Below are 22,239 nucleotides of genomic sequence, written 5' to 3'. Positions count from 1 at the left end.
ACATGAAAACTTGACTGTGGGTAGCACAAGAAAGAAGATAAACTAACCTTCTGCGGAAGGGCTCTCGCTGAGACATACAAATTCTCCGATCTCAACACCTTCTTCCAATACGGTGAATGTTGAGCCATCGTCATTTAATTGCAATTTATACCCGTATACCTCTTTCTTGCCATCATAACTATATTGATACCCCGAAATATAAACAAGAGGGTCGCTGGTAATAAAGCCGCCGGTAGTCAATAAGATCTCATATTGGGAAATACCCTCTTTTGAGAGCATGGATGCAAAGAGCTCGTTTGTGTATGCCTCGGCCATAACGCTTGTATCAAAAGCATCCTGTAATGCGGAGGTTGTATCACTGCTTTGGTCCACGAAGGAAGCTGTGTTGCCGTCACATCCGGTAAGGATAGACAATAAGGCTGCGGTGAGAAAGAATAAGATGATTTTTTTCGGCATGATAAATCACACTCCTTCATTTTCCTTGCCGGAGCAGGTCTTGTGGCCCTCTCGGCGAGCGGCCCGCCGCGCAAGGTTTTTGATTTTCTGACACCCAAATACAAGTGCTGCACAAAACAGAAAAGCGGTCAACCCATAGCAAAAAGACTGCATATCGATGCCTCCAAGCATAGTCCACAATTCCTAAGTAACAGCAAAGAATTGCAGGATGTCTTCTGTGAGAAGCTGGGGTGTGAGCTCTATCACTCCCAAATTTCTCGCGGCTGACTGATGGACTACAAACGGTCCAGCGGGAGTTTTCGGGCAATTAGACAGCATAGTGGCGCATATTTGCTGCCAAAAAGCTGGTGGTGTATGATGGCATATCTGTGCTCAGACAGGTATGCCATCAGTTCACCTGCGTTCCATGGATGATAGACGCGAAATCCGGATAAACCCATGACCCAGAGTCGAAACCTGGCCCAAGGGCCTTTTCCCCAGACAAAGGTGGGAGCAAAAAGGAACCCGCCTGGCTTTAGTACCCGCCAGGCTTCTGATAGAGCCTTTTCCGGCTGCGGTATAATATAGAGCGCATTGGAAATCACCACCGCATCAAAGCTTTCAGGACAATAAGGCAGCTTTGTGGCATCCTGGATTGAGAAATGCAGACGTGATGTGTGGAGTTGCTTTTTTGCCTGCTTTACCATCTCAGGTGAGAAATCTGTGGCTTCCCAGTTGCGAACATACGGTGATAGTGAAATTGATAACTCGCCTGTACCGCAGGCAAGTTCCAGTACATCCATATCACGCGTCAGGAAAGGACGGATCGCTTTGTGGATCTGCCGGTAGGTCTTCTTTGAGTGACGAATAAAACCAGGATAATACTTTGAACATCGGTTCCAGAATCGTTTGTTATCCATAAAATGTATGCTCCATCTCGGTTAGATATGGCTAACTGAATATTACTACAGAATAACGGTAATTGCAAGGTATACATAAAGGAAATTTATATTAGTTGTCTGTCGCCCCGGGAAGGTAGGATGGGAAGGCGAAGGAATGATATGAAGGTCGTCCGTCAACAGCTGATCAGCGGTGCCATATTATCCCACAGGCTTTAAAGAATAGGCTTGACATACTGCCTGCCTCATGCTATCTTAACTTGCAAATGATTCGCAAATGTTGGGAGGCTTGGGATGAAAAAGTATGATACCCGTCAGCGGGATTATCTGATCAGCTTTCTCAATGAGCATCCGGATCAGCTGCTGTCGGTACGGCAGATCGCCCAGGAGCTATGCGCCCGGCAGATCAGCCTCAGTGCCGTCTACCGGAATCTGTCCCAGCTGGAGGCGGAGGGCCTGATTCGCAAATCAGTAAAACCTGGAAGCAGAGAGGCCTATTACCAGTATGTGGGCGCGGAAGACTGCCACTCCCATCTGCACCTGTCCTGCACCCGCTGTGGGAAAACCTTCCACATGGATGCGGAGCATACCGCACAATTGACCCATGCCATGTCGGAGCTGGATGGGTTCGACTTGGATATTCTCAAGACCGTCCTATATGGCGTTTGCCAGGACTGCCACCGCACATAACATTTCCGTATCCATTGAAAAGGGGGGAGAAGAACATGACGAAAACAACACGCTTTGCCGCCGCCTGCGGGGCAGCGCTGCTGGTGTTTGCCCTGTTCTTCTCCGTATTTTTTGTCGTTGCTGAGGCTGACCACGATTGTGGCGGTGAACACTGTACCATCTGCCATCAGATCCAAAGCGTCCAAAAGCTTCTGGAACAGCTCTCTGCAGCCCACACCGCTTCTGTTGGAGCAGCGGTGCTGGGCGGCTATATGCTGCTTTGCGTCCTGTGGACGCAGAACATCTTTGTCGCATCTTCTCCGGTTTTGTGGAAGGTAAAACTACTGAATTAAACAGAATGAAAAAGGACAAGGGGACGGGTCTGCCTATTTGAGGCAGGCTCTCCTGGCGCATGCCCGGAACCCCTTGTATTTTTGCGCCCATTTTTCAGTTTCTGTATGAATTCGGAGGTTTTATCCCATGAAAAAAGAGATTTCCATCCTTCTTTCCCTGGCGCTGACCGCCGGGATCCTGACCGGCTGCAACGGCGTATCTACCTCAGAAAGCGGCAGCGAAAAGCTGCGGATCGTCACCACCATTTTCCCGGAGTACGACTGGGTGCGGGAGATCTTGGGGGATCGGGCCGACCATGTGGAGCTGACGATGCTCCTGGACGATGGCGTGGATCTCCACAGCTTTCAGCCTACTGCTGATGATATGGTCACCATCTCTAACTGTGACCTGTTTCTCTACACAGGAGGAGAGTCGGACTCCTGGGTGGGGGATGCCCTGGCCAACGCCACGAATCCCGATCTGGTGGCCATAAACCTGATGGAGGTGTTGGGAGACGGCGTAAAAGCAGAGGAAGTGGTTGAGGGAATGCAGGAGAGCGAGCATCATCACCACCATGAGGAGAATGAAGATCACGAGGATGCCCATGAACACCACGAACAACACGACCATGAGCATGATCATCATGAAGATTGTGATCACGCCTCGGAATGCACCCACAGCCATGATGATGAGCATATCTGGCTGTCTCTGAAGCATGCCGCACTGCTCTGCGGCGCCATTGCGGACACCCTGGGTACCATTGACCCTGAGCATCAGGATGCCTATGCCGAAAATGCCGCCGCTTACATCGGGGAACTAACTGACCTGGATGGTCAGTATCAGGCTGCCGTGGACGCCGCTTCCACCCACACCCTGCTTTTTGCCGACCGGTTCCCCTTCCGGTATCTGGCGGATGATTATGGACTTACCTACTATGCCGCCTTTTCTGGTTGCTCGGCGGAAACGGAGGCCAGCTTTGAAACGGTGGCCTTCCTGGCCGGTAAGGTGGATGAGCTGTCCTTGCCCTGTGTGCTGACCATTGAGGGGGCCACCCATCAGATCGCCCAGACGGTAGTCGGCAATACCAGCACCAAAAACCAGGAGATCCTGGTGCTGGACTCCATGCAGTCGGTGACGGTTGCTGATGTGGAGAGGGGAGCCACTTATTTGGGCATTATGGAGCAGAACTTGGAGACCCTGAAAACCGCGCTGGGCTGAGAGGAGGGCCATCACATGATCCAGATGAACTGCCAGGGCCTGGCCCTGGGCTATGATTCTGCCCTGGTGCGGGATTTGAGCTTTACCGTGAGCACCGGGGACTACCTGTGCATCCTGGGGGAAAACGGCGCTGGAAAATCCACCCTGATGAAGACCATCCTGTGCCTGCTGACGCCCCTGGAGGGCTCGGTGACCCTGAGCGGTGGGGTGGGCGCCAATGAGATCGGATACCTGCCCCAGCAGACCCAGGCCCAGCGGGATTTTCCCGCCACTGTCTGGGAAGTGGCTCTGTCCGGCTGCCAGGGGCGGTGCGGCCTGCGCCCCTTTTACACCAGGGCGGAAAAGGAGCTGGCCCGGCAGTCCCTCCGGCGCATGGATATGGAACGATTCTCCAGGCGATGCTATCGGGAGCTGTCGGGGGGCCAGCAGCAGCGGGTGCTGCTGGCCCGGGCTCTTTGCGCCGCCCGGAAGATGCTGCTGCTGGACGAGCCAGTGGCCGGACTGGATCCGGCGGCCAGCCGGGAGCTGTATCAGGTCATTGCCCGGCTGAATCAAAAGGATGGCATGACCATCCTGATGATCTCCCACGACGTGGAGGCCGCTCTCCACTACGCCAGCCACATCCTCTATCTGGGGGAGCAGGTGTTTTTCGGAACCCGGGATGCCTTTGTCCGATCCACTCCCGGTCGTGGAATTCTGAAACCGAGAGGAGGCAGCGACCATGGAATTGCTGATTGAGAAGCTGGTCCAATACTGGGCCTATCCCTTCGTCCGCTACGCCCTTGTGGTGGGCGTGCTGGTGGCCCTGTGCGCATCGCTGCTGGGGGTCACGCTGGTGCTCAAGCGGTTTTCCTTTATCGGGGACGGGTTGTCCCATGTGGCCTTCGGGGCCATGTCGGTGGCCTCTGTTTTGAACCTGATCAATGACATGCCGCTGGTCATGGGCATCACGGTGCTGTGTGCCATCCTTTTGCTGGGGGCGGGTCAGAATTCCAAAATCAAAGGCGACGCCGCCATGGCCATGCTCTCGGTGGGCGCGCTGGCCATAGGCTATTTGATGATGAATGTATTTTCCACCTCCACCAATCTGACGGGGGATGTCTGCACCACCCTGTTCGGCTCCACCTCCATTCTCACTCTTACCCAGACCGAGGTCTGGATGTGTGCCGCACTATCGGTGGTGGTGGTGCTCCTGTACCTCTTTTTCTACCACAAGATCTTTGCCGTCACCTTTGATGAAAGCTTTGCTTCGGCCACTGGAACCAGAGGCAGGGTGTACAATCTGATTCTGGCGGTGGTGACGGCGGTAGTCATTGTGATGGCCATGAATCTGGTGGGATCTTTGCTGATCTCCGCCCTGGTGATCTTCCCGGCTATGTCCGCCATGAGATTGTTCAAAAGCTTCCGGGCCGTTACCATCTGTGCCGCTGTTCTCTCTGTATTTTGTGCCGCCGCAGGAATCATTACCTCCATTCTGGCCGGTACACCGGTGGGGTCCACCATTGTTGCCGTGCAAATTGCACTGTTTGTCCTTTGCTCCCTTGCAGGATGGATAGGAAGGAGATGACCGATGAAACGCCAAGCAATTTTGTTTCTGGCGGGGATGTTACTCTTGGCCTGCTCCGCATGTGGAAAAAATGAAGGCTCTGGGCAAGCTGAGAATCTGACACCGCCCACTGTTTCTCAACAGGCGGAAGCAACTCCGGAGGGTACACCATCCGCCGAATCCGAATTGCCCGGGGAAGAACCGCTGCCGGCAGAAGGCGGGGATGGGCAGGGAGACGGCCCGGCGCCTCCGGTTGTCGGTTTCGCGCCGGAAGAGGGAGAGACAGAAAACCCGGCTGCGGATTTGCAGCCGGATTCTCAGGAAGTGACCACGGTGTCCGTGGATGTGGATCTGACCACCCTCAGCAGCACCATGGTCTACGCGGAAGTGTTCAACATGATGATGTCGCCGGATGGCTATATCGGAAAAACCATCCGCATGACGGGAATTTTCACGGTATATCAGGACCCTGAGACGAAACAGGTCTACTGTGGCGTGATTGTACAGGACGCCACTGCCTGCTGCGCTCAGGGATTTGACCTTGTCATGCCGGAAGAACGTTCTTATCCTCAGGATTACCCAGATCCGGAATCGGAGATAACCGTGGTGGGAACGCTTCAGGCGGATCGCACGCTGGAGGAACATGGGATCATCTTTCTAAGATTGGAAGATGTAACCTTTGAGTAGGAGGATCATATGCCATAGACTATAATACCAAGCCCGGCGGATAAGGCAATGAGCCCGAAGGTGCCTCCCGATAAGAAAACATCGTGGGGCAAGAGAGAACGGTATAGCTTCGGCTATGCCGTTTTTCTCATTCTTGCCTTGATGAAGTGACTTTGGATACTTCCAGGGCTCCAATGCCCTTATAGTAGATGTCAATTTCCTGGGTGCGGTTCTTTCCCTTCGGATCGCTGGCAGCATGGACAACAATCTTCTCGACAAACTCATGCAAGATACATGGGGTCAATTCGGGAATTTCCGTATACCGTTCTACAACGGAGAGAAACCTTTCCACATTGGCGCTTTTGCGTTCCTCTGCCTCGATTTCATCCCGGAGGGTAATCACTACATCTTGAAGCTGATGCTGCTCTTTCTCATAGTCAGTGGAGAGCTTTTGAAAACGCTCGTCAGAAAGTTTTCCCGAAATGGTATCTTCATAGAGCCGCTTAAAAATGGTGTCCAGTTCGGCAATCCGCTTTTCAGCATCAGCCAGTGTTTTCTTCCGCTTTGCCAAACCTCGGTTACGTTGGCGCAAATCCGCATCCATAACCATCTTTACAAAATCGTCTTTGCGCTGTGATGCAAAGGAAACGATCTCACGCAGATTTTGCAGAACCAATTCCTCCAGGATAACAGTTCGAATGGAATGTGTCTGCCCGTATACATCACGGCTTTTCCGATAGCCCGAACACAGGTAATATTCCTGATCGCGCCGGAAATTGGTTGCCCTGCATTGATACATGATGGAGCCGCAGTCGGCGCAGAACATCATGCCGGAGAACATCCCCATTTCTCCCATCTTTGTGGGTCGGCGCCGCGTCTGCCTTGCAAGCCTTGCTGCATCGGCAATCGCCTCCGTCCAGATGGCTTCATGAGTATTCTCAAAAATCTTCCACTCCGTTTCTGGATTGAGAAGGGTCTTTTTACTCTTGTAGGATTTTTTGCGGGTTTTGAAATTAACCGTGTGCCCCAGGTATTCACGCCAGCGGTCCATGATGTCGGCAATCGTAGAAGAATCCCAGGCATAAGGAGAACCTTTCTTTGTGACATTGGTCGTCCTGCCTTTACTCTCATAGTAAGCAGCCGGAGTAAGGATTTTTCTTTCCGTCAGCTTTCTTGCGATCTGCGAGGGTCCCAATCCGTCCATGATATAAAGACCGATTTCATAAACCACCTGGGCTGCTTCTTCATCCTTCACCCATTGCTTTTTATCATCAGACGATTTCATGTATCCATACGGAGGCATGGTAGCCAAATGCTCCCCCGCATTGCCTTTCACTTTCATAACGGCACGGATTTTTTTGCTGGTGTCTTTGGCGTACCATTCATTGATGATATTGCGGAAGGGCGTAAACTCGTTGTCGCCCTGAGTGCTGTCTACACCATCATTTACCGCAATAAAGTGAATATCATGTTCGGGAAACATGATCTCCGTATACATGCCGACTTGCAGATAATCACGTCCGAAACGTGACATATCCTTGATGATGACCCTCTTGACAAGGCCAGCCTCAATGTCTGCAATCATCTGCTGAAAGCCTGGGCGGTTGAAGGTCGTACCTGAGATGCCATCATCAACATAGAATTTGAAATTGCTGTATCCATGCTCACGGGCATACTTTTCCAGGATTTTTCTGGTTTACAATGCTATTGCTGTCACCCTGCAATTCATCGTCACGGGATAAGCGACAATAAAAAGCCGTAAGTTTTTCGGAGTTCATAGCCGTGTAAGGGAATTGAAGCGCGGCAGCGGTGTTTGACTGGTAATACATAAATACCTCCTATCTGGCAGTCAAACACGATATTGAAGTCCAACTTCATTATACCGCGCTTTCTTTTCCCTGTCTGCCTGTTAGGAGGTTTTCAAGTCACAGTTTGTTTCTGAACATCGGCTTTTATCAGGTTCTCCAGTTTGGAGGCTATCGTCTGACTTCCCGTTTGAGGGAAAAAGGAATTGATGATAAAGGTCGTGTTGCTGATTTTCTTTTTGCTCCGCATAGGCGGGGCATATTTATTTTCAGATTGATTTTTCTGCATGTCTGCATGATAAAGCCCCTTTCATGCCATTACATTAAAACCATAAAAGAGGCAAAAAACGGATGGCTGCTGGCCGCAGCTCCACGGGAATCTCACCCCGGCCCATACTGATGGGTGCGCCGCGCAATGCTTTGAGGGCGTTCAACGCGGGAGTCTCATTATCCTGTCTGTGTATCCTCGCCCACAGGCTGCCACACCTGTTTCGCGGCCTGGTTTTGTCGCTCACCTGTTTGGTAGGGGTCCCGTCCTGCGGACTTGCAACAGGGTCATGGCGCACCGGCTGACCGGCTCCACACAGACAGATCGTATCCGTCTGCCCTATGCTGCACCGGTGGTCTCCCGCCGGGCTTTCTTTTTCAAGGTGGCACCATGCGGAAAGGGGAACACATGGCGGCGAGCCAAAATGTTAATTCAGCTCAAATTTCAGGATTGCGACGATCAATTTCGTTTCCAGCCGGTGGCGCAGGTCCTCGTCCACTTGGGTACGATAAACGCCCTGTGCATCATAGCTTGTCCGTGTGGACAATGTAGCTATGTAACCGGAGTAATGCCGTACCACCTGGTTTACCGCATCGGGATCACCATTGACAGCGGCAGCAATAACCGGATATGGAAGCAGGGCTGACCGCGTGTTCACGGGTTTAATCATCCGCTTCACCTCCCATCAGCTCAATCAGCAGCCGATAGGCCTTCCGCTTGTGGGTGTTGACCGTTCGACGGGCCATGTGCATGATCTCGCTGATCTCGCGGTCCGCCATTTCCAAAAACCAGAACATTAGGAAGATGTCCCTGTCATTTGGCGGCAGAGCGTTCAGCGCATCGGCCAGCCGGTCATCTTCAATCAGAATCACATCATTTCCTACCGGGAAAGGTGTGTATTCCCAGGGATACCGGTCCCACGCCGCAAGCTGCTCCATCGACTCCTCCGGCAGTTCGCTGAAAGGAACTTCCCGCTTCTGTCTGCGGCTAATCTCTCGATAGCCATTCCAGGCTTCGCATTTCAGAACCTTTTTGCAATAGCTGTCAAAGGTATGCTGCTTATGCTCGTAGTGGCGTTCAGGTGTCATAATCTCACCTCCTTTCGTCCCAGGAGGGAGGTCATTTCTTCCCCTTTCGCCCACTACTCGTTCACCAATGGGGGCTTTTGGCAGCCCTAAACGATATTTATCAGAAAAAATTTTGTTCTCCATACTTGCTCCTTTCACTTCGCGCGGTTGATAGCCGGATTGAAGTGAAGGGTGGAGAACGGCAACCAATAGGGAAACAAAAAAAGTGGCAAAAAACGCCCGCCCGCAAGTTGCGGACAGGCGTTAGAGAATTATAAATAGTATTTACATGAATTGTATGTTCATCTTTATGGTCGCAGCATCCCGGCGATGGATGAAGGCTTTTTTTGACAGGTTAGGTGGTTGGAGAATAAAAAAGGACACAGCGATACCTCCCGGCCCCCGCCGTATCCTTAGAAAAGGGCGACTTTAACACACCCCCCGTGTTCTCTTTTTTCCAAAAGAAAACGGCGGCTTGAATTTGCTATTTCAAAACCGCCGTCTGTGCCGCAAGGCCGATTTCAACGGTCTTGTTGTATGGTGCAAATGAGCGCCGGCACAATCTGCTATCAAAAGAAAAGAGCCGATAATCCGTGCCTAATGGCTAACGGGTTATCGGCTCTGCGTCTGTGCGTCTGGCTCTTTGATAACTTTCGTATTGAATTGTTTTACATATATCAGAGTTTCTTGCTTGCATTTGGGGCAATAGAGCGGGAAATATTCTAGTACTGTATCAGAGCGCAGCCTGATTCTGGTTTTATTTTTGCAAATCGGACAGAGCAACCATTCCATTTTACATGCACTCATGCAATTTAGTTCTGTACGCACTGGCTAACGATCTCACGGGCCTCGCTCTGATTCATATTTCCCAACTTGACCTGATCATTGCAGAAAGACTCTACTGCCGCATGTAATTCGCTGTGCGTTTCATAAGGCCCAAAAAGTTTTTCTTCACCATTCTCCAACGTCACAAAAAGTTCATAGCCAAAGCTGCTCGAAATGTATTTCGGATCATACCCCACCATAATATCTGTTTCGCCATCAACAGTTCTGGAATACATCATACCGTCCTTGATGTCCTGGAGCATCTTTTCATATTCGGCAATCGTTTCATCGACCATTTCCTGTGTCCAAACAAACTCGCCCTGACTAGCGGTCCAGCTCTTTTCACCGATCATCTCCTGGAGCGATTCTCTCTCGTTATCCAGCCAGTTTTTGTATTCGTCGTAGGTCCACCACTCGATGACCGGGGAAGGGTGCTGCCGTTCGAATTCTTCCGCGCTCATCGTCCATGTTGTATTTTCGTCCTCAAAAACATAGTACATATCTCCGTTGTCATCGGTATAGGAGATCAATAAACCTCCGGAGGTTTCTGCATCATAATAGTTTGTGTTCATGGAGTCTTTACTCTCGGCGAGAGCGGAGGTCGCAAAGACCGTTGTCGTTCCCGCAACGATCACCGCTGCAAGGACCAGAGATACAACTGTTGTTTTTCGTGTTTTCATAATTGCTGTTATCCTTTCTTCAATCGCATTTCTGCTGAAATTATTACAAAGAGGGGTGAAACCACTCCTTGTTTCCTCCATGCTGATCAGGACTTTGGCGTAAGCTGCTCTTGTATTTTCTCCGAACTGGCGAATCACGGTCTCGTCACAGGAAAGCTCAATATCTCTATTTGCCAGAACATACATAACCCATACCAGAGGATTAAACCAATGGATACAAAGAGCAACCGCCAGCACAACTTTTGTTATAATGTCAAATCGCTTGATATGCACAAGCTCATGTGTCAAAACATAATGCAGCGTCTCTTCGTTATTCCAGACTGTGGTTTTCGGCAGTAAAATGACGGGATGAATCACGCCGTAGGTCAATGGAGAAGATACCAAACTGGATTGGCGCACGGTAATAGTTCGTCTCGTTGGATGAGTTTCCAGCCACTTCTCAATCCCATCATTTCTGACAGGCAGGGACATTTGGAACTCCTTATACGATTTCCAGTAGGCTGCCACAAAGAAGAAAGCACAGAGAACACATCCAAGAATCCAGATGATTTCCGGTGCTGAGACATTCGCCATAGGGCCGACAGTATTGTGCGGCGTGGCAGCCTGATATCCCGCCGGTATTACAGGTATTAACGTACCCGCCGCCGTATTCATTCCCTCTGTGGGCATTTCTCTGTTCCAGAGAGAGTAGATGCTAAACCATGAGGGCAAAGAGAACGGTATCATTAGCCGCACCAGCGCGATCCCCCAAAGTACCAGAAATGTCTTTTTCGGGACTTTGTTAATTGCAAGAGCACGAATGACCGTAACAGCCAAAATCATTACAGCACCCGTAAAACTCATTTGGAGCAGGTTCATTATCACCACCTCATTCCAGATCGCCAACAATTTGTTTCAGCTTTTCGATTTGTTCCTCAGACAGTTTTTTTCTCCCAAGCAACGCAGCGAACAGTTTGTCAGCAGAACCGTCGTAGATTTTGTTGATCAATTCATCAGTTTCGGCTTCTTGAACAGCGGACTTGGAAACCAAGGCATGGCACATAAAGCCCGGCTCGGAACGCGCAATCGCCCCCTTTTTCATGCAACGCTTGATAAGCGTATATGTCGTGTTGACATTCCAGCCCAATTCATCTGTCAGTACCCGGGCTATTTCCCTGGCGGGTGTATCCCCCTCCTTCCAAAGAACATCCATTACCTTTAGTTCGGAATCAAACAATTTAATTTCCAAGGCGGCTACCTTCCCTTCATAAGACCGCAGTATTATCGTCACAACAGCATAATACCACAGTCTTATGTCTTTGTCAATACTACTGCGGTCTTGCTTATATCACTACTAAACTTCGCAACAATAAAGAACTTATCAACACCAAGACCGTAGCCAAAAAAACTGAAAGCTCCAAAGAAATAGAAGTTCCACAAGGCTTTCTTTGGCAAGGTATATGGAAAATGGATTATATAGCTTGTTCAAAATCAGTTCAGATCAAATCCCAGAATAGAAACGATGAGCTTCATTTCCAGCCGCTTGCGTAAATCTTCATCCACCTGGAAGCGGGGAAAGCCATTTGCATCATAGCTTGTCCTCATAGATAATGCGGCTATGTAACTGGAATAGTGCCGGATTACCCTTGCTATCGCGTCGGGATTTCCTCCCACCGCAGCGGCAATAACGGGGTAAGGGAGCAGCGCCACCCGCATATTTGCAGATTTAGTCATCCGCTTCACCTCCCATCAGCTCCTTCAGCAGCCGATAGGCACTTTGCCTGCGGGCATTGACCGTCCGGCGAACCATGAGCAGATGTTCAGCGATCTCACGGTCTGCCATTCCCAAGAACCAGTACATCAGGAAGATGTCCCGATTATCCGGAGGCAGCGCGTTCAACGCCTCGGCCAGCCGGTCATCCTCGATTAGAATGACACCGCCTCCCACGGGGAAAGCGGTGTATTCCCAGGGATAGCGGTCATAGACCGCAAGCTGGGCAAATTCTTCCTCTGACAACTCGCAGAACGGTGTTTCACGCTTCTGGCGGCGGCTGATCTCTTGATAGCCGTTATACGCTTCGCACTTCAACACCTTCTTGCAATAGCTGTCAAAGGTGTGCTGTTTGTGCTCATAGTGGCGGCCGTGTCTCAATTCCTCACCTCCCTTCATGCCAGGAGGCAGATCTTTTTGTTCCCTTTCGCCTATGACTTGTTCACTAAAGGGTGTTTTTTGCAGCTCTAAACCACATTTATCAGAAAAAATATTCTTCTCCATGACTGCTCCTTTCGCTTCGTGCGTTTGATGACCGGATCGAAGCGAAAAGGTGGAGAACGGCAGCCGACGGAGAAGCAGAAAAAACAGCAAAAAACGCCCGTCCACAAGTTGTGGACAGGCGTTAAGGAACAGCAAGATATATTTATATGATTTATTAGTTCATATTTATGGGTAAAATATGAGCTTGATATGCAAAGCCTTTTTTAACCAGTAAACACCGGGAGGATTATTGTATACAACAAACAGCATGGTAAAACCTCCAACATACCGCCATGCCGTCTGTTAATATGGCGGCAGATTTGATCTCAAATCAAACCTACCGCCGCAAAGTGGAAGCAAGATAAAGCCAATATGGAGTGTATATGAAATGGCCGGTTCTCGTTGAGAGAACCGGCCAAAGTGAGAAACTTATTATTCAACGGAACCATTGTTGAGCAAATTGTCCGCTTCTTCCTGTGATATATTTCCCGATGAGACTTGCTGCTCCAAGTATTCCTGCACAGCTTTTGTAGCAGCGTCGGCGGTATCAAAGTGGCCCAAATCAACTGTCGAACCGTCAGGTAAAGTAATGACTGTCGATCCGAGGGCAGACGCTGGTTCAGCGTTCCATGTTTCAGGGTCAAATGCGCCAGAAATGACACCACCGTTGGACAATTCCATAGATTTAGTAAAGTGATACCCCTCTTTCATAAGTGCAAGCTGATCCTTCCAGCTTTCATACAGACTATCTACATCTTCCTGTGTCCATTCGCGACACACATAGCTGCCGTTGTCATCTTTGTAATAGAAGGATTTATCCTTATTGTCCGCCAGCTTTTGAATTTGGTCTCGCTGTTGCTCCATCCAATCTTCAAATTCATCAATCTCCCAATACTCCAGTTGGGTATCGGATGGGCCTCCTGGCAAGCAGTTTTCATCTGCTATCACGTCAGATGAAACTTGGGTACTGGTGTTCATAGGAGCAGCTTGATCCTCTCCCGAATTACTCGGTATCTCTTGTGTGGAAGTGGCGTTTGCAGTACACGCGGCCAAGGTCAAGCAGCTAAACAAGGCAAGTGAGATGGCTGTAAACGTTTTTTTCATAATATGACCTCCATAGTGATTATTACACATACCCTACTGTGCAACGATAATCTACCATCCGTGCATGGAGCGTATATGAAACCAATATGGAGTATCTTTTTATTTCTGCATAGCAAGGGGGATCTCGGAATCATCAAAAAGTGATGATAAAGCGCATTCCCAATGGTTTTTGCATGGGTTCTAATGAGTAAGTAAGTTTCAGAGAATCTAAAATGGAGGCCACTATGTATAGCCCAAGGCCATTACCGCCATCATTCTGGTTACGGGCATAATCGGGGCGATAAAATGGTTCAAATATATGTTTTAGATGCTCTGCCGAAATTGGCTCACATTCATTTTCGACTATCAGCTTACGACCATCAGTATAAACAAAAATAGAATGTCCAGGCAAAGTGTAAGCAACAGCATTGGAGAGAATATTGGAAAATGATCTTGCAAATGTTTTTGGGGGCAAGGTAATTGTAAAGGTTTCAGGGAAATCCTCTTGAAAGGAAATTCCATTTGCCTGAGCAATCAAGCGATATTGTTTGCACAACTCTGATAAATAGCAGTCTACGGCTAATGCTTGTGGTTCCTCCGCCGCCGTTGTGCCAAGTTTGGATGCGTCCAATACCTCTGAAATCATTTTACTGAGTCGTTCCGTTCGTTCTTTGCACAATGGCAGATATTCTTCATAATCGCTGTATTTACCAACTTTTAAGATCATATTTTCCAACATGGCATTCAATGCTGTAACCGGAGTTTTGAGCTCATGGGATGCCGAACGTAGGAAGTCGATTTTTTGCTTTTCAGCTTCACTAACCTTATCTTTTTCCTCTTGCAGATGTTCAATCGTGCTCAATAAATTTTGATATAGTTGGTTGATTTGATTTGCTAATATTCCAATCTCGTCATTGGTTGCAGTCTTACACGCTGCTTTGCGATCCAAAACAGCCATGTGATTAGTTGCATCTAAAATACCCTTGATGGGATTTGTTATTGCTTTTGAGAAAAAGTAGGCACATAAAAGTGAAACCACAATACAAATTGCTACGGTATGGGGTAATGAGCGCAATATTGTGTGGGCTATTTCTGTATTTCTTGGAATGGCAGCAGTCTTAATTGCTGATGACATCCCATCGATATAAGTTCCCTCTGATAAGACTGAATTTTCTCCCATCATCGGGGCGAAAAGATAAATCGTTCCGCTGGCAAGCATTGTTATGAGCAATAATAGCGCCAAGGTATAAATAAATATTTTGGGAAAGAGCTTTAACTTTTTCATGTTTCTACCTCAAATTTATACCCGATCCCTTTCACCGTAACAATACAATCAAGGCGAAGTTTTTTGCGTAAGTTCTTAATGTATGTATCAATGGTACGATCAATAATAGGGTAATCGTCCCCCCATAGACTATCCAGCATTTGAGAGCGGGTAAGCACTAAACCTTTGTGTTCAACCAGGAGCTTTAGCAAATCAATTTCTTTTGGGGTAATGTCAATTTTCCCCTCGGGGCCTTTAGCTGTGTATCCAGAAAAATCAACTGTTACATCCCCAAAAGTCATAATATCAGGTGAAACCGTTTGCCCGCTCCGCCGTAGGAGGGCAGTAACTCGCCGCCCAAGAAGAACCATTGAAAAAGGTTTTGTAATGTAGTCATCAGCCTGTTCATCGAAACTTGTAACTTGAGTATATTCATCACCGATTGCGGTGAGCATGAGGATTGGCACAGAGCTTTTTTGTCTAATCGTATGCAACACAGCAAGTCCCGTCTTTTTAGGGAGCATAATATCCAGAATAAGCAGATCGATTTTACTGCGCTCAAAAAGTTGTAATGCTTCATCACCGTCATAGGCCGAAAGCATTCGGTGTCCAAACGATTTTAGATATTCAGAAACCGCGTCATTTGTTTGTCGATCATCTTCCACAATCATTATTGTTGCCATGAAAACACCTCCTTATATAGTCTACCATTAACTTATGGAGTGTATATGAAATTAAATATCTTTTCCCTTTGCAAAGTGACTCTACATTAAGAGCGCAGAAAAGTTCTTAATGTATTATAGCGCATAGGAATTATTTGAGTCAATCAAAGGAATTGTATAGACATATCCAAGAAGAAAGGTGAATTGTAAAATGTAATTGAGTGAATTTATATGGCAAAAAGACCTGTACCAAAATATGACTTTAAGGCGTTTGGGGCAGCCATCAAAGAGGCCCGGAAAGGGCGAAAAGAAAGCCGCAAGAAAGTAAGTGACAAGATGTATATCTCTCCCCGCTATCTTGCCAATATCGAGAATAAAGGGCAGCATCCAAGCCTCCAAATCTTCTATGAGCTTGTTGCCCGTTACAACATTTCGGTGGATCAGTTTTTCTTCCCGGACAATGAGACCGAAAAATCCACACAGCGCCGCCAGCTTGACACGCTTTTGGACAATATGAGCGATGCCGGGCTCCGAATTGTGGCAGCTACCGCAAAAGAAGTGGTGGAAGTTGAAAGCGAAAAAGATTGATTTTCTGATGAATGGTTGAACGCCGTAACCTATGGTGGTTACGGTGTTTTTCTTTGCAGAATTTCCATTGCCGTTTGCCATTTTGGGTGTTGGAAATTGTAGTATTAGTAGAGGGGAAAACAGTTGGGGAGAAACGATAGCAAGCACAGCAAGCGAGTACCCGCTTGCGATTTTTGGCTTTAGGGAACCCTCCCCCTAAACCCGAAAAATGCTTGTTGGGAACATCCCAAACCCTGATACGAAAAGAGGCGAGATACCACGATGGCAAACCGAAAACGAAATATCCAGGTGAAGTTCTATGTGACCGCCGAGGAAAAGGAACTGATGGAACAGAAGATGGCCCAGCTCCAGACAAAGCGGATCGGCGCCTACCTGCGGAAGATGGCGATTGACGGATATATCATCCAGGTGGACACCAGGGACATTAAGGAGATGAACAAACTTCTGTCCGCCATTGGCCGGAACATCAATCAGATTGCCAAGCGGGTCAACGCTGGAGACCCCACCTATCAGGCCGACATGGAGGAAATCCGGGAAAGGCTGGATCAGATATGGCAGTTACAAAGACGCATCCTATTAAGTCAACTCTGAAAGCTGCGATTGACTATATCTGCAATCCTGACAAGACGGACGGGAAGCTGTTGGTGTCCTCCTTCGGCTGCGCCGCCGAGACCGCCGACATTGAATTTGAATGGACACGCCGCCATTCCATCGACAAGGGCACACACCTGGGCCGTCACCTGATCCAAGCCTTTGAACCTGGGGAGGTCACGCCAGAGGAAGCCCACCGGATCGGCATGGAACTGGCACGGGAGGTCCTGGGCGGCAAATATGAATTTGTCCTCACCACTCACATTGACAAGGATCACGTCCATAATCACCTGATTTTCAATGCGGTCAGCTTCACCGACCACAAGCACTACCATTCCAACAAGCGCAGCTATCACGAGATACGCCGGGCCAGCGACCGGCTGTGCAAAGAACACGGCTTGTCCGTCATCGTCCCTGGCCGGGATAAGGGTAAGAGCTACATTGAGCATCAGGCCGCACAGAACGGCACCAGCTACAAGGCAAAGCTGAAAGCCGCCATCGACCGGCTGATCCCCGTATCCTCCAGCCTGGAAGATTTGCTTGCCCGGTTACAGCGGGAAGGGTACGAGATCAAGCGAGGAAAGTATATCTCCGCCAGGGCGCCGGACCAGGAGAGGTTCACCCGGCTCAAAACCCTGGGCGCCGATTACACGGAAGAAGCCGTTGTCTCCCGCATTGCCGGAGGCCTCCGCCCCTCCAGACAGCCCCAGCAGCGCAGCGGGAAGGTCAGCCTGCTCATTGACATTCAGAACAATATCAAGGCCCAGCAGAGCGCCGGATACCAGCGGTGGGCGACCATCGAGAATCTGAAACGTGCGGCCGCCACTATGAACTTTCTCACCGAACACGGCATCGGCAGCTATGAGGAATTGGTAGAACGGTGCGACGCCGTTGCCGCCGCCTCCATCCGTACCAGGGAAAGCCTGCGGGATACGGAACAGCGGATCGCCGACCTTGCCCTCCTGGGAAAGCAGCTTAACACTTATCGCAAGCTGAAACCTGTCTATGACCGATACAAGGCATCAAAAGACAAGGAAAAATTCCTGCGCGGCTTTGAGAGCGAGATTATCTTATTCGAGGCGGCAGCCAGGGAAATCAAAAAGGCCGGGCTCGCCAAACTTCCTTCCTCCGAAAAGCTGAAAGCAGAATTGGACGGACTCTCCGCCCGCAAGACCGCCCTGCAAACGGACCTTCGGAAGATACGGCGGGAGGAAAAGGAGTATGACACCCTCCGCCAGAATGTGGACGCCCTGCTGGAAAGGCCGGAGGAACAGGAACAGCAGCGGCAGCGGAGCAACGACTTGGAGTAACGGGGATTGGGCGCTTTTTACAGTCTTTGCAAAACCCCTGGGCGCATGGTTATCCGGCTGATATAATGGAACCAGGAATGGAGGTGCTGACTGTGACGAAATCCGAAGTAATCAAAGAGTTTTTCAAGAAGAGCGTGTTGCCCGTGGCGGTGGCGGCTTTGCTGTACTGCATTTTCAAATCCGCCTGCACAAAAGATGGAGTCACCGACTATGTATGGCTGTTCATCCTTTGCGGCCTGCCTTTTGGCATCCCACGGATGTTTGCCTGGATCGTGCCGGGCGGCTCTTTGGGAACCGCCCTTCCGTTGTTTCTGCTGAACTTTATTATTGGCGGAGTGATCGGCGGTTTCGTCCTGGTCTGGCGACTGCTGGTGGCTGCCTGGTATATTCCCTTGACCATCTATCGCCTATGGGACTGTGCAAGGAAAGTCCCCATGCAAAGGAGCGTGTACTATGAAGAATAGAGCGTGGAAATACTGTCGCCAGGCAGGATATGATGGAGATGACTGCGGAATACGGACACAGGAACTTTGGATCAATCAGTATATCTCCAAACATGGGCTTGTTTCTGTTGGTGAAAGCAAAGTTTTTGAAAGCGGAACAACCATAAACCGCCCCAGCCTTCAGGAGCTCATTCAAAAGGCGAGGAACGGGCTTATGATATTTTGGTCGTATCCGCTCTTGACCGTTTGGGGCGGGATTTATGGTCCGCTATGGAATATACAAAAAAGCTCCTGCGTATGGGGATCAGAATAATTTCCGCAAATGACAACACCGAAATCACCGAGAGGGATTTTGAAGAGATGGACAATTTTATAAAATCCATTTGCGAATGATCCACTATGGAAATGTGGAAAACGGCCGCTCCACCGATGGAAAACAAATATTTACGTCCCGATGGAAAAGCTGTCAGCTTTCCCACAGCCCGCAAACACTGTTTCCCACAGCTCCGCCCCTTTGACCGTTTACACACATTCCCACAGCGCCTACTACTGCTGCTGAAAATGAGCGCCATCACCGAAATGATGATGGCGCTCATTCTTTATCTCCGTATCCTTCTTCAGCAAGATTAAGTATATTCTTTTTTTCTTTCTGCGCATAGCGCATGGTCCAAGTGGCATTCAAGAATCTGTGAAAATCCAGTAATATCAACGGCTTGTAAGCAAGGCTTTTATCCAAATACTACTTCAGCGGTGAGTAAATGAGGCCACAACGAGATAAACCGTGTCAAAGGCCAGCAGCATCCACAGGGCGGGATTGCTCCACACGCCGCTACTCCCGCCGGCCTGACTTCTCTCGCGCTTCCGTCCCCGTCTTTTCAGCAGCAGGCGGATCCCTCCTGTCACTGCGATCACCACCGAGACAAACACCAGAGCCAAGGTAGCCAGGGCACCAGGAGTGCCCGCCTGGCGCAGTAGCGGCAGCGCCACAGCAATGCTGTTTCCGGCGATGTGCAGTCCGATGGACGTCCCCAATCCGTAGTGCAGGGCCGCATAGCCGAAAATCAATCCGCACCAGAAGGCGGACAACCCCTGATAGAGATCGTGGTGCATCAGCCCGAAGCACAGGGCCGACAGTAAAATGGCCTGCCGCGCACCCCCTGGCAGCAAGCGGCGCAGCACCACTCCTCGGTAGATCAGTTCCTCAAGGACAGGACCGACTATACAAATATATATTGCCAGCAGCGGTGTGGCGATTTCTTCTCCCACTGCCGCCGCTTGGGCGGTGAAGCCAACCAGGTTCCACACCCGCTCTAGAACCGGAGTAAGTACCATGACGGCAAGATTTCCACTCAGCGCCACACTTATGAGAAAAACCAGCGTGCCCAAAGAGGCCTTCTGGGAAGAGAAGTGAGGGGCTTCGCCGCTCACTAGTGAGGACCAGAGCAGGGGGATCGCCGATGCCACCGCGCAGCTAAGGAGCAGCACGATACCCTCCGGCAAGCCGGGAACAGAAGACAAAAGTTTTTGCAGTAACCCAAACAGCACGCTGTATGCGAATAAGCTGCACCACAGCCATGTCAAGCTGTGTAGCGGGGGAATCTTTTTGTTCATAACAACCTCCCATGCGGCCTTGGCCGCAAAATTTGGCCTAATTATAGCATATTCCCGTCGATTTGCGGGCAGCTTTAACAAATTTTAAGCTTTTTTTAAAATAGCTCCATCACCAAACGCACGGCTGCCGAGCTCATTCAGTACATCGAGGTTTATCCTGCGGTCAAGGAGAACAGAATCACCAAAACTGCATTGGATCCTTTGAGGTACCGGATTGCCGGAAAATCCCCGAGCGGGACATTCTTTTGGAAACGAGAAAAGGCGTAGCATTAAGCTACGCCCCCGCACAGATCTCTATAATAAACTTGGAAATAAAAAAATGCGGAGTATCATCAGCAGACCTTTTCAGATCCTTTAATGATACTCCGTATGGTCTGATAAGCTCCACCGCCTGTATGATCCACATAGAATACAACGAGATTGCTTCGCTTCACCATCTGCCGATTGCGAATTTGGAAAGCACCTTTCGGGTGGCTGCTGGCCGCGTTGCCGCATATTTCGATTTCATCATAATAGGCTTCAAAGTTTTCCATATTGTTGCGCAGCTCCGCCGTGGGATATGGCAGTATCCAAATCAAGGAACTGTTGTCATCCCGAACAAGCCGCTGCTGGCGTTTGACAGTGGAGGAAACGATCTGGTCAAAATCTCCGTCCCGTCCGACCAGGAACTCCACATACTCCTTTTCCAAAAGCAGCGCATGAACCAGCGCCTCCACACGATCCTCCGCCTCACGAAACTCCGGGATGATCCGGTGTCCAAAAAAACTAACGGTAAATATGTTCACGGTTTTATCTTCGCCATTTTCAAGCCAGCCTCTCCAACAAAGTAAATGATCTACTTCTCATTATATGCATATATTGACTTAAAGTAAATAATCCTCTAATTTGTTTCAATTATAATTTACCTGCTTTGTTGGTAGCATAATATCAGGAGGTGATATTATGCAGACGGAGTTTCCAGAACGCTATATCACTCTGGGCTTGAAGATCGCATATTACAGGAAAAAGGCGGGGCTGACACAGGAGGTCCTTGCGGAGAGGATCGGGAAAAGTGTCAACTTCGTTGGTCAGGTAGAAGGGACGGGTACGATCCGTGGCGTATCTCTTGAAACACTGTTCAAGATCGCCCAAGTGCTGAAAATCTCGCCCTCCAAGCTGTTAGAGGATGACTAATCGACTGCGACGCAGCCAGAACAAAAAAAGAATGGGAGCGCCAACATCGGATAACTGCATCCGATGTTGACGCTCCCATTTTGCTTGATAAAAGGTGAAAATCCGGCGTTTTTCCTATGCAGAAACGCCCTGCCGCTCCACATAGGAAATCATACTGCCCTTACACGGAAAAGCCACTACAGGCGGTTTCTTCGCCTATTTTGAACCCTAATTCCCGCACTTTTTGGAACGGAGGGAAAGATAGTGCGGGCAGGACACCACCACCGCCCGGAAACTCTGCTTGCAGGGATGGACGCAGCCCTTGCAGAGCTTGTTATACTTGCGTCTGCCGTTCTCGCCCAGGAAGAACGCCCATTCCAGACGCCATTTTTTGCTTCGGCTCATAAGTCATGCTCCGGGGGCTTTTTCTGATGAGCCTTGTCCGGGGGCTTGCGCTCGCCGCACTCCCGTTTTGCGTCCTCCAGCCGTTCCCGGATAGAGGGCTTTTTCTCCGGTGTGGTCCTGCGCGCCTCATCCTGGGCTTTCTCCAGTTCCTCCCCACGGCGGCCGTTGTTGATGATCCCGTCAATCATCCCATAGTCGTCCTCCAGGGTCATTTCAGCGGTACGGAGAGGGTTCTCCGGCTCCACCGGCAAGGCGACGATCTGGCCGTTCAGGTTGATGAACTGCTCCGGCTGCTTGAAGTGCTCCATGTACTTTTGTGCCAGTTCCGGGGGCAGAGAGGTGAAGGACTCCTCGCCGAGGCCCACCACCAGGAAGGTGCCTGCCACAATGTCGTAAATCTCCCCATGCTCGTCCCAGAGGGAACGGTTCAGGTCCAGACCGATGAGCTTGCCCTCGTCGTTCAGCACCAGCCCCACCGGATCGTCA

The 22,239-nt window shown here is 49.7% G+C and carries 30 protein-coding genes and 1 pseudogene; 13 read left to right on the top strand and 18 right to left on the bottom strand.

Going from position 1 to position 22,239, the window contains the following annotated elements:
• Positions 1–42: 42 nt before the first annotated feature.
• Complete coding sequence (locus B5G43_RS08175) at positions 43–456, bottom strand: hypothetical protein (protein ID WP_087260116.1); 414 nt, start codon at positions 454–456, stop codon at positions 43–45.
• Positions 457–731: 275 nt separating this feature from the next.
• Positions 732–1,355: a class I SAM-dependent methyltransferase gene (locus B5G43_RS08170; RefSeq protein ID WP_087260114.1), complete on the bottom strand. Its 624-nt coding sequence runs from the start codon at positions 1,353–1,355 to the stop codon at positions 732–734.
• A 273-nt stretch (positions 1,356–1,628) separates the two neighbouring features.
• On the opposite strand from B5G43_RS08170, the gene B5G43_RS08165 reads away from it, so the two are divergent.
• The 6 genes from B5G43_RS08165 (at position 1,629) to B5G43_RS08140 (ending at position 5,787) form a co-directional block, all read left to right on the top strand.
• A complete protein-coding gene (locus tag B5G43_RS08165) occupies positions 1,629–2,024 on the top strand; it encodes a transcriptional repressor (protein WP_087260112.1) in 396 nt (131 codons plus the stop codon).
• A 35-nt stretch (positions 2,025–2,059) separates the two neighbouring features.
• The gene (locus B5G43_RS08160; RefSeq protein WP_087260110.1) at positions 2,060–2,356 is read left to right on the top strand and encodes a hypothetical protein; all 297 of its coding nucleotides are present in this window, start codon (positions 2,060–2,062) and stop codon (positions 2,354–2,356) included.
• A gap of 127 nt (positions 2,357–2,483) precedes the next feature.
• Complete coding sequence (locus B5G43_RS08155) at positions 2,484–3,554, top strand: metal ABC transporter substrate-binding protein (RefSeq protein ID WP_087260108.1); 1,071 nt, start codon at positions 2,484–2,486, stop codon at positions 3,552–3,554.
• 15 nt (positions 3,555–3,569) lie between these two features.
• Positions 3,570–4,292 (top strand): ABC transporter ATP-binding protein, encoded by a 723-nt coding sequence (locus B5G43_RS08150; RefSeq protein WP_087260106.1) that lies wholly within the window; start codon positions 3,570–3,572, stop codon positions 4,290–4,292.
• A complete protein-coding gene (locus tag B5G43_RS08145) occupies positions 4,276–5,121 on the top strand; it encodes a metal ABC transporter permease (protein ID WP_087260104.1) in 846 nt (281 codons plus the stop codon). Before B5G43_RS08150 ends, B5G43_RS08145 begins: the two co-directional genes overlap by 17 nt.
• A 3-nt stretch (positions 5,122–5,124) precedes the next feature.
• Positions 5,125–5,787 carry a hypothetical protein gene (locus B5G43_RS08140; protein ID WP_087260102.1) on the top strand — a complete coding sequence of 221 codons (663 nt, stop codon included), beginning with the start codon at positions 5,125–5,127 and terminating at the stop codon, positions 5,785–5,787.
• A 127-nt stretch (positions 5,788–5,914) separates the two neighbouring features.
• On the opposite strand, the gene B5G43_RS08135 is transcribed toward B5G43_RS08140, so the two are convergent.
• The 12 genes from B5G43_RS08135 to B5G43_RS08080 form a co-directional block, all read right to left on the bottom strand.
• Entirely contained in the window at positions 5,915–7,450 is a 1,536-nt protein-coding gene (locus B5G43_RS08135) for a recombinase family protein (RefSeq protein ID WP_242960508.1), read from the bottom strand.
• Positions 7,431–7,595, bottom strand: coding sequence for a hypothetical protein (locus B5G43_RS17790; RefSeq protein ID WP_242960504.1), 165 nt, complete (start codon positions 7,593–7,595; stop codon positions 7,431–7,433). Before B5G43_RS17790 ends, B5G43_RS08135 begins: the two co-directional genes overlap by 20 nt.
• A gap of 671 nt (positions 7,596–8,266) precedes the next feature.
• Complete coding sequence (locus B5G43_RS08125; RefSeq protein WP_087260098.1) at positions 8,267–8,509, bottom strand: helix-turn-helix domain-containing protein; 243 nt, start codon at positions 8,507–8,509, stop codon at positions 8,267–8,269.
• Positions 8,502–8,927: a sigma factor-like helix-turn-helix DNA-binding protein gene (locus B5G43_RS08120; RefSeq protein ID WP_242960503.1), complete on the bottom strand. Its 426-nt coding sequence runs from the start codon at positions 8,925–8,927 to the stop codon at positions 8,502–8,504. Before B5G43_RS08120 ends, B5G43_RS08125 begins: the two co-directional genes overlap by 8 nt.
• Before the next feature lie 591 nt (positions 8,928–9,518).
• Positions 9,519–9,713, bottom strand: coding sequence for a cysteine-rich KTR domain-containing protein (locus B5G43_RS08115; protein WP_087260094.1), 195 nt, complete (start codon positions 9,711–9,713; stop codon positions 9,519–9,521).
• Between the two features lie 5 nt (positions 9,714–9,718).
• Entirely contained in the window at positions 9,719–11,269 is a 1,551-nt protein-coding gene (locus B5G43_RS08110; RefSeq protein WP_087260092.1) for a M56 family metallopeptidase, read from the bottom strand.
• A gap of 10 nt (positions 11,270–11,279) precedes the next feature.
• A complete protein-coding gene (locus tag B5G43_RS08105) occupies positions 11,280–11,639 on the bottom strand; it encodes a BlaI/MecI/CopY family transcriptional regulator (protein ID WP_087260089.1) in 360 nt (119 codons plus the stop codon).
• 242 nt (positions 11,640–11,881) lie between these two features.
• A complete protein-coding gene (locus B5G43_RS08100; protein WP_087260087.1) occupies positions 11,882–12,124 on the bottom strand; it encodes a helix-turn-helix domain-containing protein in 243 nt (80 codons plus the stop codon).
• Positions 12,117–12,800 (bottom strand): sigma factor-like helix-turn-helix DNA-binding protein, encoded by a 684-nt coding sequence (locus tag B5G43_RS08095; protein ID WP_242960502.1) that lies wholly within the window; start codon positions 12,798–12,800, stop codon positions 12,117–12,119. The genes B5G43_RS08100 and B5G43_RS08095 overlap by 8 nt, the downstream gene beginning before the upstream one ends.
• Positions 12,801–13,076: 276 nt before the next feature.
• Positions 13,077–13,748 (bottom strand): hypothetical protein, encoded by a 672-nt coding sequence (locus B5G43_RS08090; protein WP_087260083.1) that lies wholly within the window; start codon positions 13,746–13,748, stop codon positions 13,077–13,079.
• 133 nt (positions 13,749–13,881) lie between these two features.
• Positions 13,882–15,012, bottom strand: coding sequence for a HAMP domain-containing sensor histidine kinase (locus tag B5G43_RS08085; protein ID WP_087260081.1), 1,131 nt, complete (start codon positions 15,010–15,012; stop codon positions 13,882–13,884).
• Positions 15,009–15,674 (bottom strand): response regulator transcription factor, encoded by a 666-nt coding sequence (locus B5G43_RS08080; protein WP_087260078.1) that lies wholly within the window; start codon positions 15,672–15,674, stop codon positions 15,009–15,011. Before B5G43_RS08080 ends, B5G43_RS08085 begins: the two co-directional genes overlap by 4 nt.
• Before the next feature lie 210 nt (positions 15,675–15,884).
• Between B5G43_RS08080 and B5G43_RS08075 the strand changes: the two genes are divergently transcribed.
• The 6 genes from B5G43_RS08075 (at position 15,885) to B5G43_RS17060 (ending at position 19,215) form a co-directional block, all read left to right on the top strand.
• Complete coding sequence (locus B5G43_RS08075) at positions 15,885–16,241, top strand: helix-turn-helix transcriptional regulator (RefSeq protein WP_087260076.1); 357 nt, start codon at positions 15,885–15,887, stop codon at positions 16,239–16,241.
• A 261-nt stretch (positions 16,242–16,502) separates the two neighbouring features.
• Entirely contained in the window at positions 16,503–16,832 is a 330-nt protein-coding gene (gene mobC, locus B5G43_RS08070; RefSeq protein WP_087260074.1) for a plasmid mobilization relaxosome protein MobC, read from the top strand.
• The gene (locus B5G43_RS08065; protein ID WP_087260072.1) at positions 16,793–18,142 is read left to right on the top strand and encodes a relaxase/mobilization nuclease domain-containing protein; all 1,350 of its coding nucleotides are present in this window, start codon (positions 16,793–16,795) and stop codon (positions 18,140–18,142) included. Before mobC ends, B5G43_RS08065 begins: the two co-directional genes overlap by 40 nt.
• Positions 18,143–18,234: 92 nt before the next feature.
• On the top strand, positions 18,235–18,606 hold the full coding sequence (locus B5G43_RS08060) for a DUF6050 family protein (RefSeq protein WP_087260070.1): 372 nt from the start codon (positions 18,235–18,237) through the stop codon (positions 18,604–18,606).
• Positions 18,596–18,898: a recombinase family protein gene (locus B5G43_RS17785; protein WP_242960501.1), complete on the top strand. Its 303-nt coding sequence runs from the start codon at positions 18,596–18,598 to the stop codon at positions 18,896–18,898. The genes B5G43_RS08060 and B5G43_RS17785 overlap by 11 nt, the downstream gene beginning before the upstream one ends.
• 86 nt (positions 18,899–18,984) lie before the next feature.
• On the top strand, positions 18,985–19,215 hold the full coding sequence (locus B5G43_RS17060) for a hypothetical protein (protein WP_140397496.1): 231 nt from the start codon (positions 18,985–18,987) through the stop codon (positions 19,213–19,215).
• A 114-nt stretch (positions 19,216–19,329) separates the two neighbouring features.
• On the opposite strand, the gene B5G43_RS08050 is transcribed toward B5G43_RS17060, so the two are convergent.
• Positions 19,330–20,196 (bottom strand): type II CAAX endopeptidase family protein, encoded by an 867-nt coding sequence (locus B5G43_RS08050; protein WP_016147931.1) that lies wholly within the window; start codon positions 20,194–20,196, stop codon positions 19,330–19,332.
• A 332-nt stretch (positions 20,197–20,528) separates the two neighbouring features.
• Positions 20,529–20,981: a hypothetical protein gene (locus B5G43_RS08045; protein WP_164488732.1), complete on the bottom strand. Its 453-nt coding sequence runs from the start codon at positions 20,979–20,981 to the stop codon at positions 20,529–20,531.
• Between the two features lie 157 nt (positions 20,982–21,138).
• Here B5G43_RS08045 and B5G43_RS08040 point away from each other — a divergent pair, with 157 nt between their 5' ends.
• Positions 21,139–21,369 carry a helix-turn-helix transcriptional regulator gene (locus B5G43_RS08040; protein ID WP_071429493.1) on the top strand — a complete coding sequence of 77 codons (231 nt, stop codon included), beginning with the start codon at positions 21,139–21,141 and terminating at the stop codon, positions 21,367–21,369.
• Between the two features lie 207 nt (positions 21,370–21,576).
• Here B5G43_RS08040 and B5G43_RS17500 read toward each other — a convergent pair whose 3' ends face one another.
• A complete protein-coding gene (locus B5G43_RS17500; protein ID WP_006573022.1) occupies positions 21,577–21,753 on the bottom strand; it encodes a hypothetical protein in 177 nt (58 codons plus the stop codon).
• Positions 21,750–22,235, bottom strand: a pseudogene (locus tag B5G43_RS08035) (DUF4316 domain-containing protein); the annotation flags it as partial. The pseudogene B5G43_RS08035 and the gene B5G43_RS17500, both read right to left, overlap by 4 nt.
• Between the last annotated feature and the right edge of the window lie 4 nt (positions 22,236–22,239).

Source organism: Flavonifractor sp. An92, assembly GCF_002159175.1.
Classification (GTDB): Bacteria; Bacillota; Clostridia; order Oscillospirales; family Oscillospiraceae; genus Pseudoflavonifractor_A.
The sequence above is the reverse complement of the archived record's forward strand: the minus strand, read 5'-3'. Positions and strand labels throughout refer to the sequence as shown.

Coding starts and splice junctions, on each gene's coding strand:
- B5G43_RS08160 (WP_087260110.1), top strand. CDS start 2,060: ATGACGAAAACAACACGCTTTGCCGCCGCCTGCGGGGCAGCGCTGCTG.
- B5G43_RS08100 (WP_087260087.1), bottom strand. CDS start 12,124: ATGACTAAATCTGCAAATATGCGGGTGGCGCTGCTCCCTTACCCCGTT.
- B5G43_RS08140 (WP_087260102.1), top strand. CDS start 5,125: ATGAAACGCCAAGCAATTTTGTTTCTGGCGGGGATGTTACTCTTGGCC.
- B5G43_RS08090 (WP_087260083.1), bottom strand. CDS start 13,748: ATGAAAAAAACGTTTACAGCCATCTCACTTGCCTTGTTTAGCTGCTTG.
- B5G43_RS08110 (WP_087260092.1), bottom strand. CDS start 11,269: ATGAACCTGCTCCAAATGAGTTTTACGGGTGCTGTAATGATTTTGGCT.
- B5G43_RS08040 (WP_071429493.1), top strand. CDS start 21,139: ATGCAGACGGAGTTTCCAGAACGCTATATCACTCTGGGCTTGAAGATC.
- B5G43_RS08085 (WP_087260081.1), bottom strand. CDS start 15,012: ATGAAAAAGTTAAAGCTCTTTCCCAAAATATTTATTTATACCTTGGCG.
- B5G43_RS08125 (WP_087260098.1), bottom strand. CDS start 8,509: ATGATTAAACCCGTGAACACGCGGTCAGCCCTGCTTCCATATCCGGTT.
- B5G43_RS08175 (WP_087260116.1), bottom strand. CDS start 456: ATGCCGAAAAAAATCATCTTATTCTTTCTCACCGCAGCCTTATTGTCT.
- B5G43_RS08075 (WP_087260076.1), top strand. CDS start 15,885: ATGGCAAAAAGACCTGTACCAAAATATGACTTTAAGGCGTTTGGGGCA.
- B5G43_RS08065 (WP_087260072.1), top strand. CDS start 16,793: ATGGCAGTTACAAAGACGCATCCTATTAAGTCAACTCTGAAAGCTGCG.
- B5G43_RS08155 (WP_087260108.1), top strand. CDS start 2,484: ATGAAAAAAGAGATTTCCATCCTTCTTTCCCTGGCGCTGACCGCCGGG.
- B5G43_RS17785 (WP_242960501.1), top strand. CDS start 18,596: ATGAAGAATAGAGCGTGGAAATACTGTCGCCAGGCAGGATATGATGGA.
- B5G43_RS17790 (WP_242960504.1), bottom strand. CDS start 7,595: ATGTATTACCAGTCAAACACCGCTGCCGCGCTTCAATTCCCTTACACG.
- B5G43_RS08150 (WP_087260106.1), top strand. CDS start 3,570: ATGATCCAGATGAACTGCCAGGGCCTGGCCCTGGGCTATGATTCTGCC.
- B5G43_RS08145 (WP_087260104.1), top strand. CDS start 4,276: ATGGAATTGCTGATTGAGAAGCTGGTCCAATACTGGGCCTATCCCTTC.
- B5G43_RS08170 (WP_087260114.1), bottom strand. CDS start 1,355: ATGGATAACAAACGATTCTGGAACCGATGTTCAAAGTATTATCCTGGT.
- B5G43_RS08165 (WP_087260112.1), top strand. CDS start 1,629: ATGAAAAAGTATGATACCCGTCAGCGGGATTATCTGATCAGCTTTCTC.
- B5G43_RS17060 (WP_140397496.1), top strand. CDS start 18,985: ATGGAAATGTGGAAAACGGCCGCTCCACCGATGGAAAACAAATATTTA.
- B5G43_RS08050 (WP_016147931.1), bottom strand. CDS start 20,196: ATGAACAAAAAGATTCCCCCGCTACACAGCTTGACATGGCTGTGGTGC.
- B5G43_RS08080 (WP_087260078.1), bottom strand. CDS start 15,674: ATGGCAACAATAATGATTGTGGAAGATGATCGACAAACAAATGACGCG.
- B5G43_RS08115 (WP_087260094.1), bottom strand. CDS start 9,713: ATGAGTGCATGTAAAATGGAATGGTTGCTCTGTCCGATTTGCAAAAAT.
- mobC (WP_087260074.1), top strand. CDS start 16,503: ATGGCAAACCGAAAACGAAATATCCAGGTGAAGTTCTATGTGACCGCC.
- B5G43_RS08120 (WP_242960503.1), bottom strand. CDS start 8,927: ATGACACCTGAACGCCACTACGAGCATAAGCAGCATACCTTTGACAGC.
- B5G43_RS17500 (WP_006573022.1), bottom strand. CDS start 21,753: ATGAGCCGAAGCAAAAAATGGCGTCTGGAATGGGCGTTCTTCCTGGGC.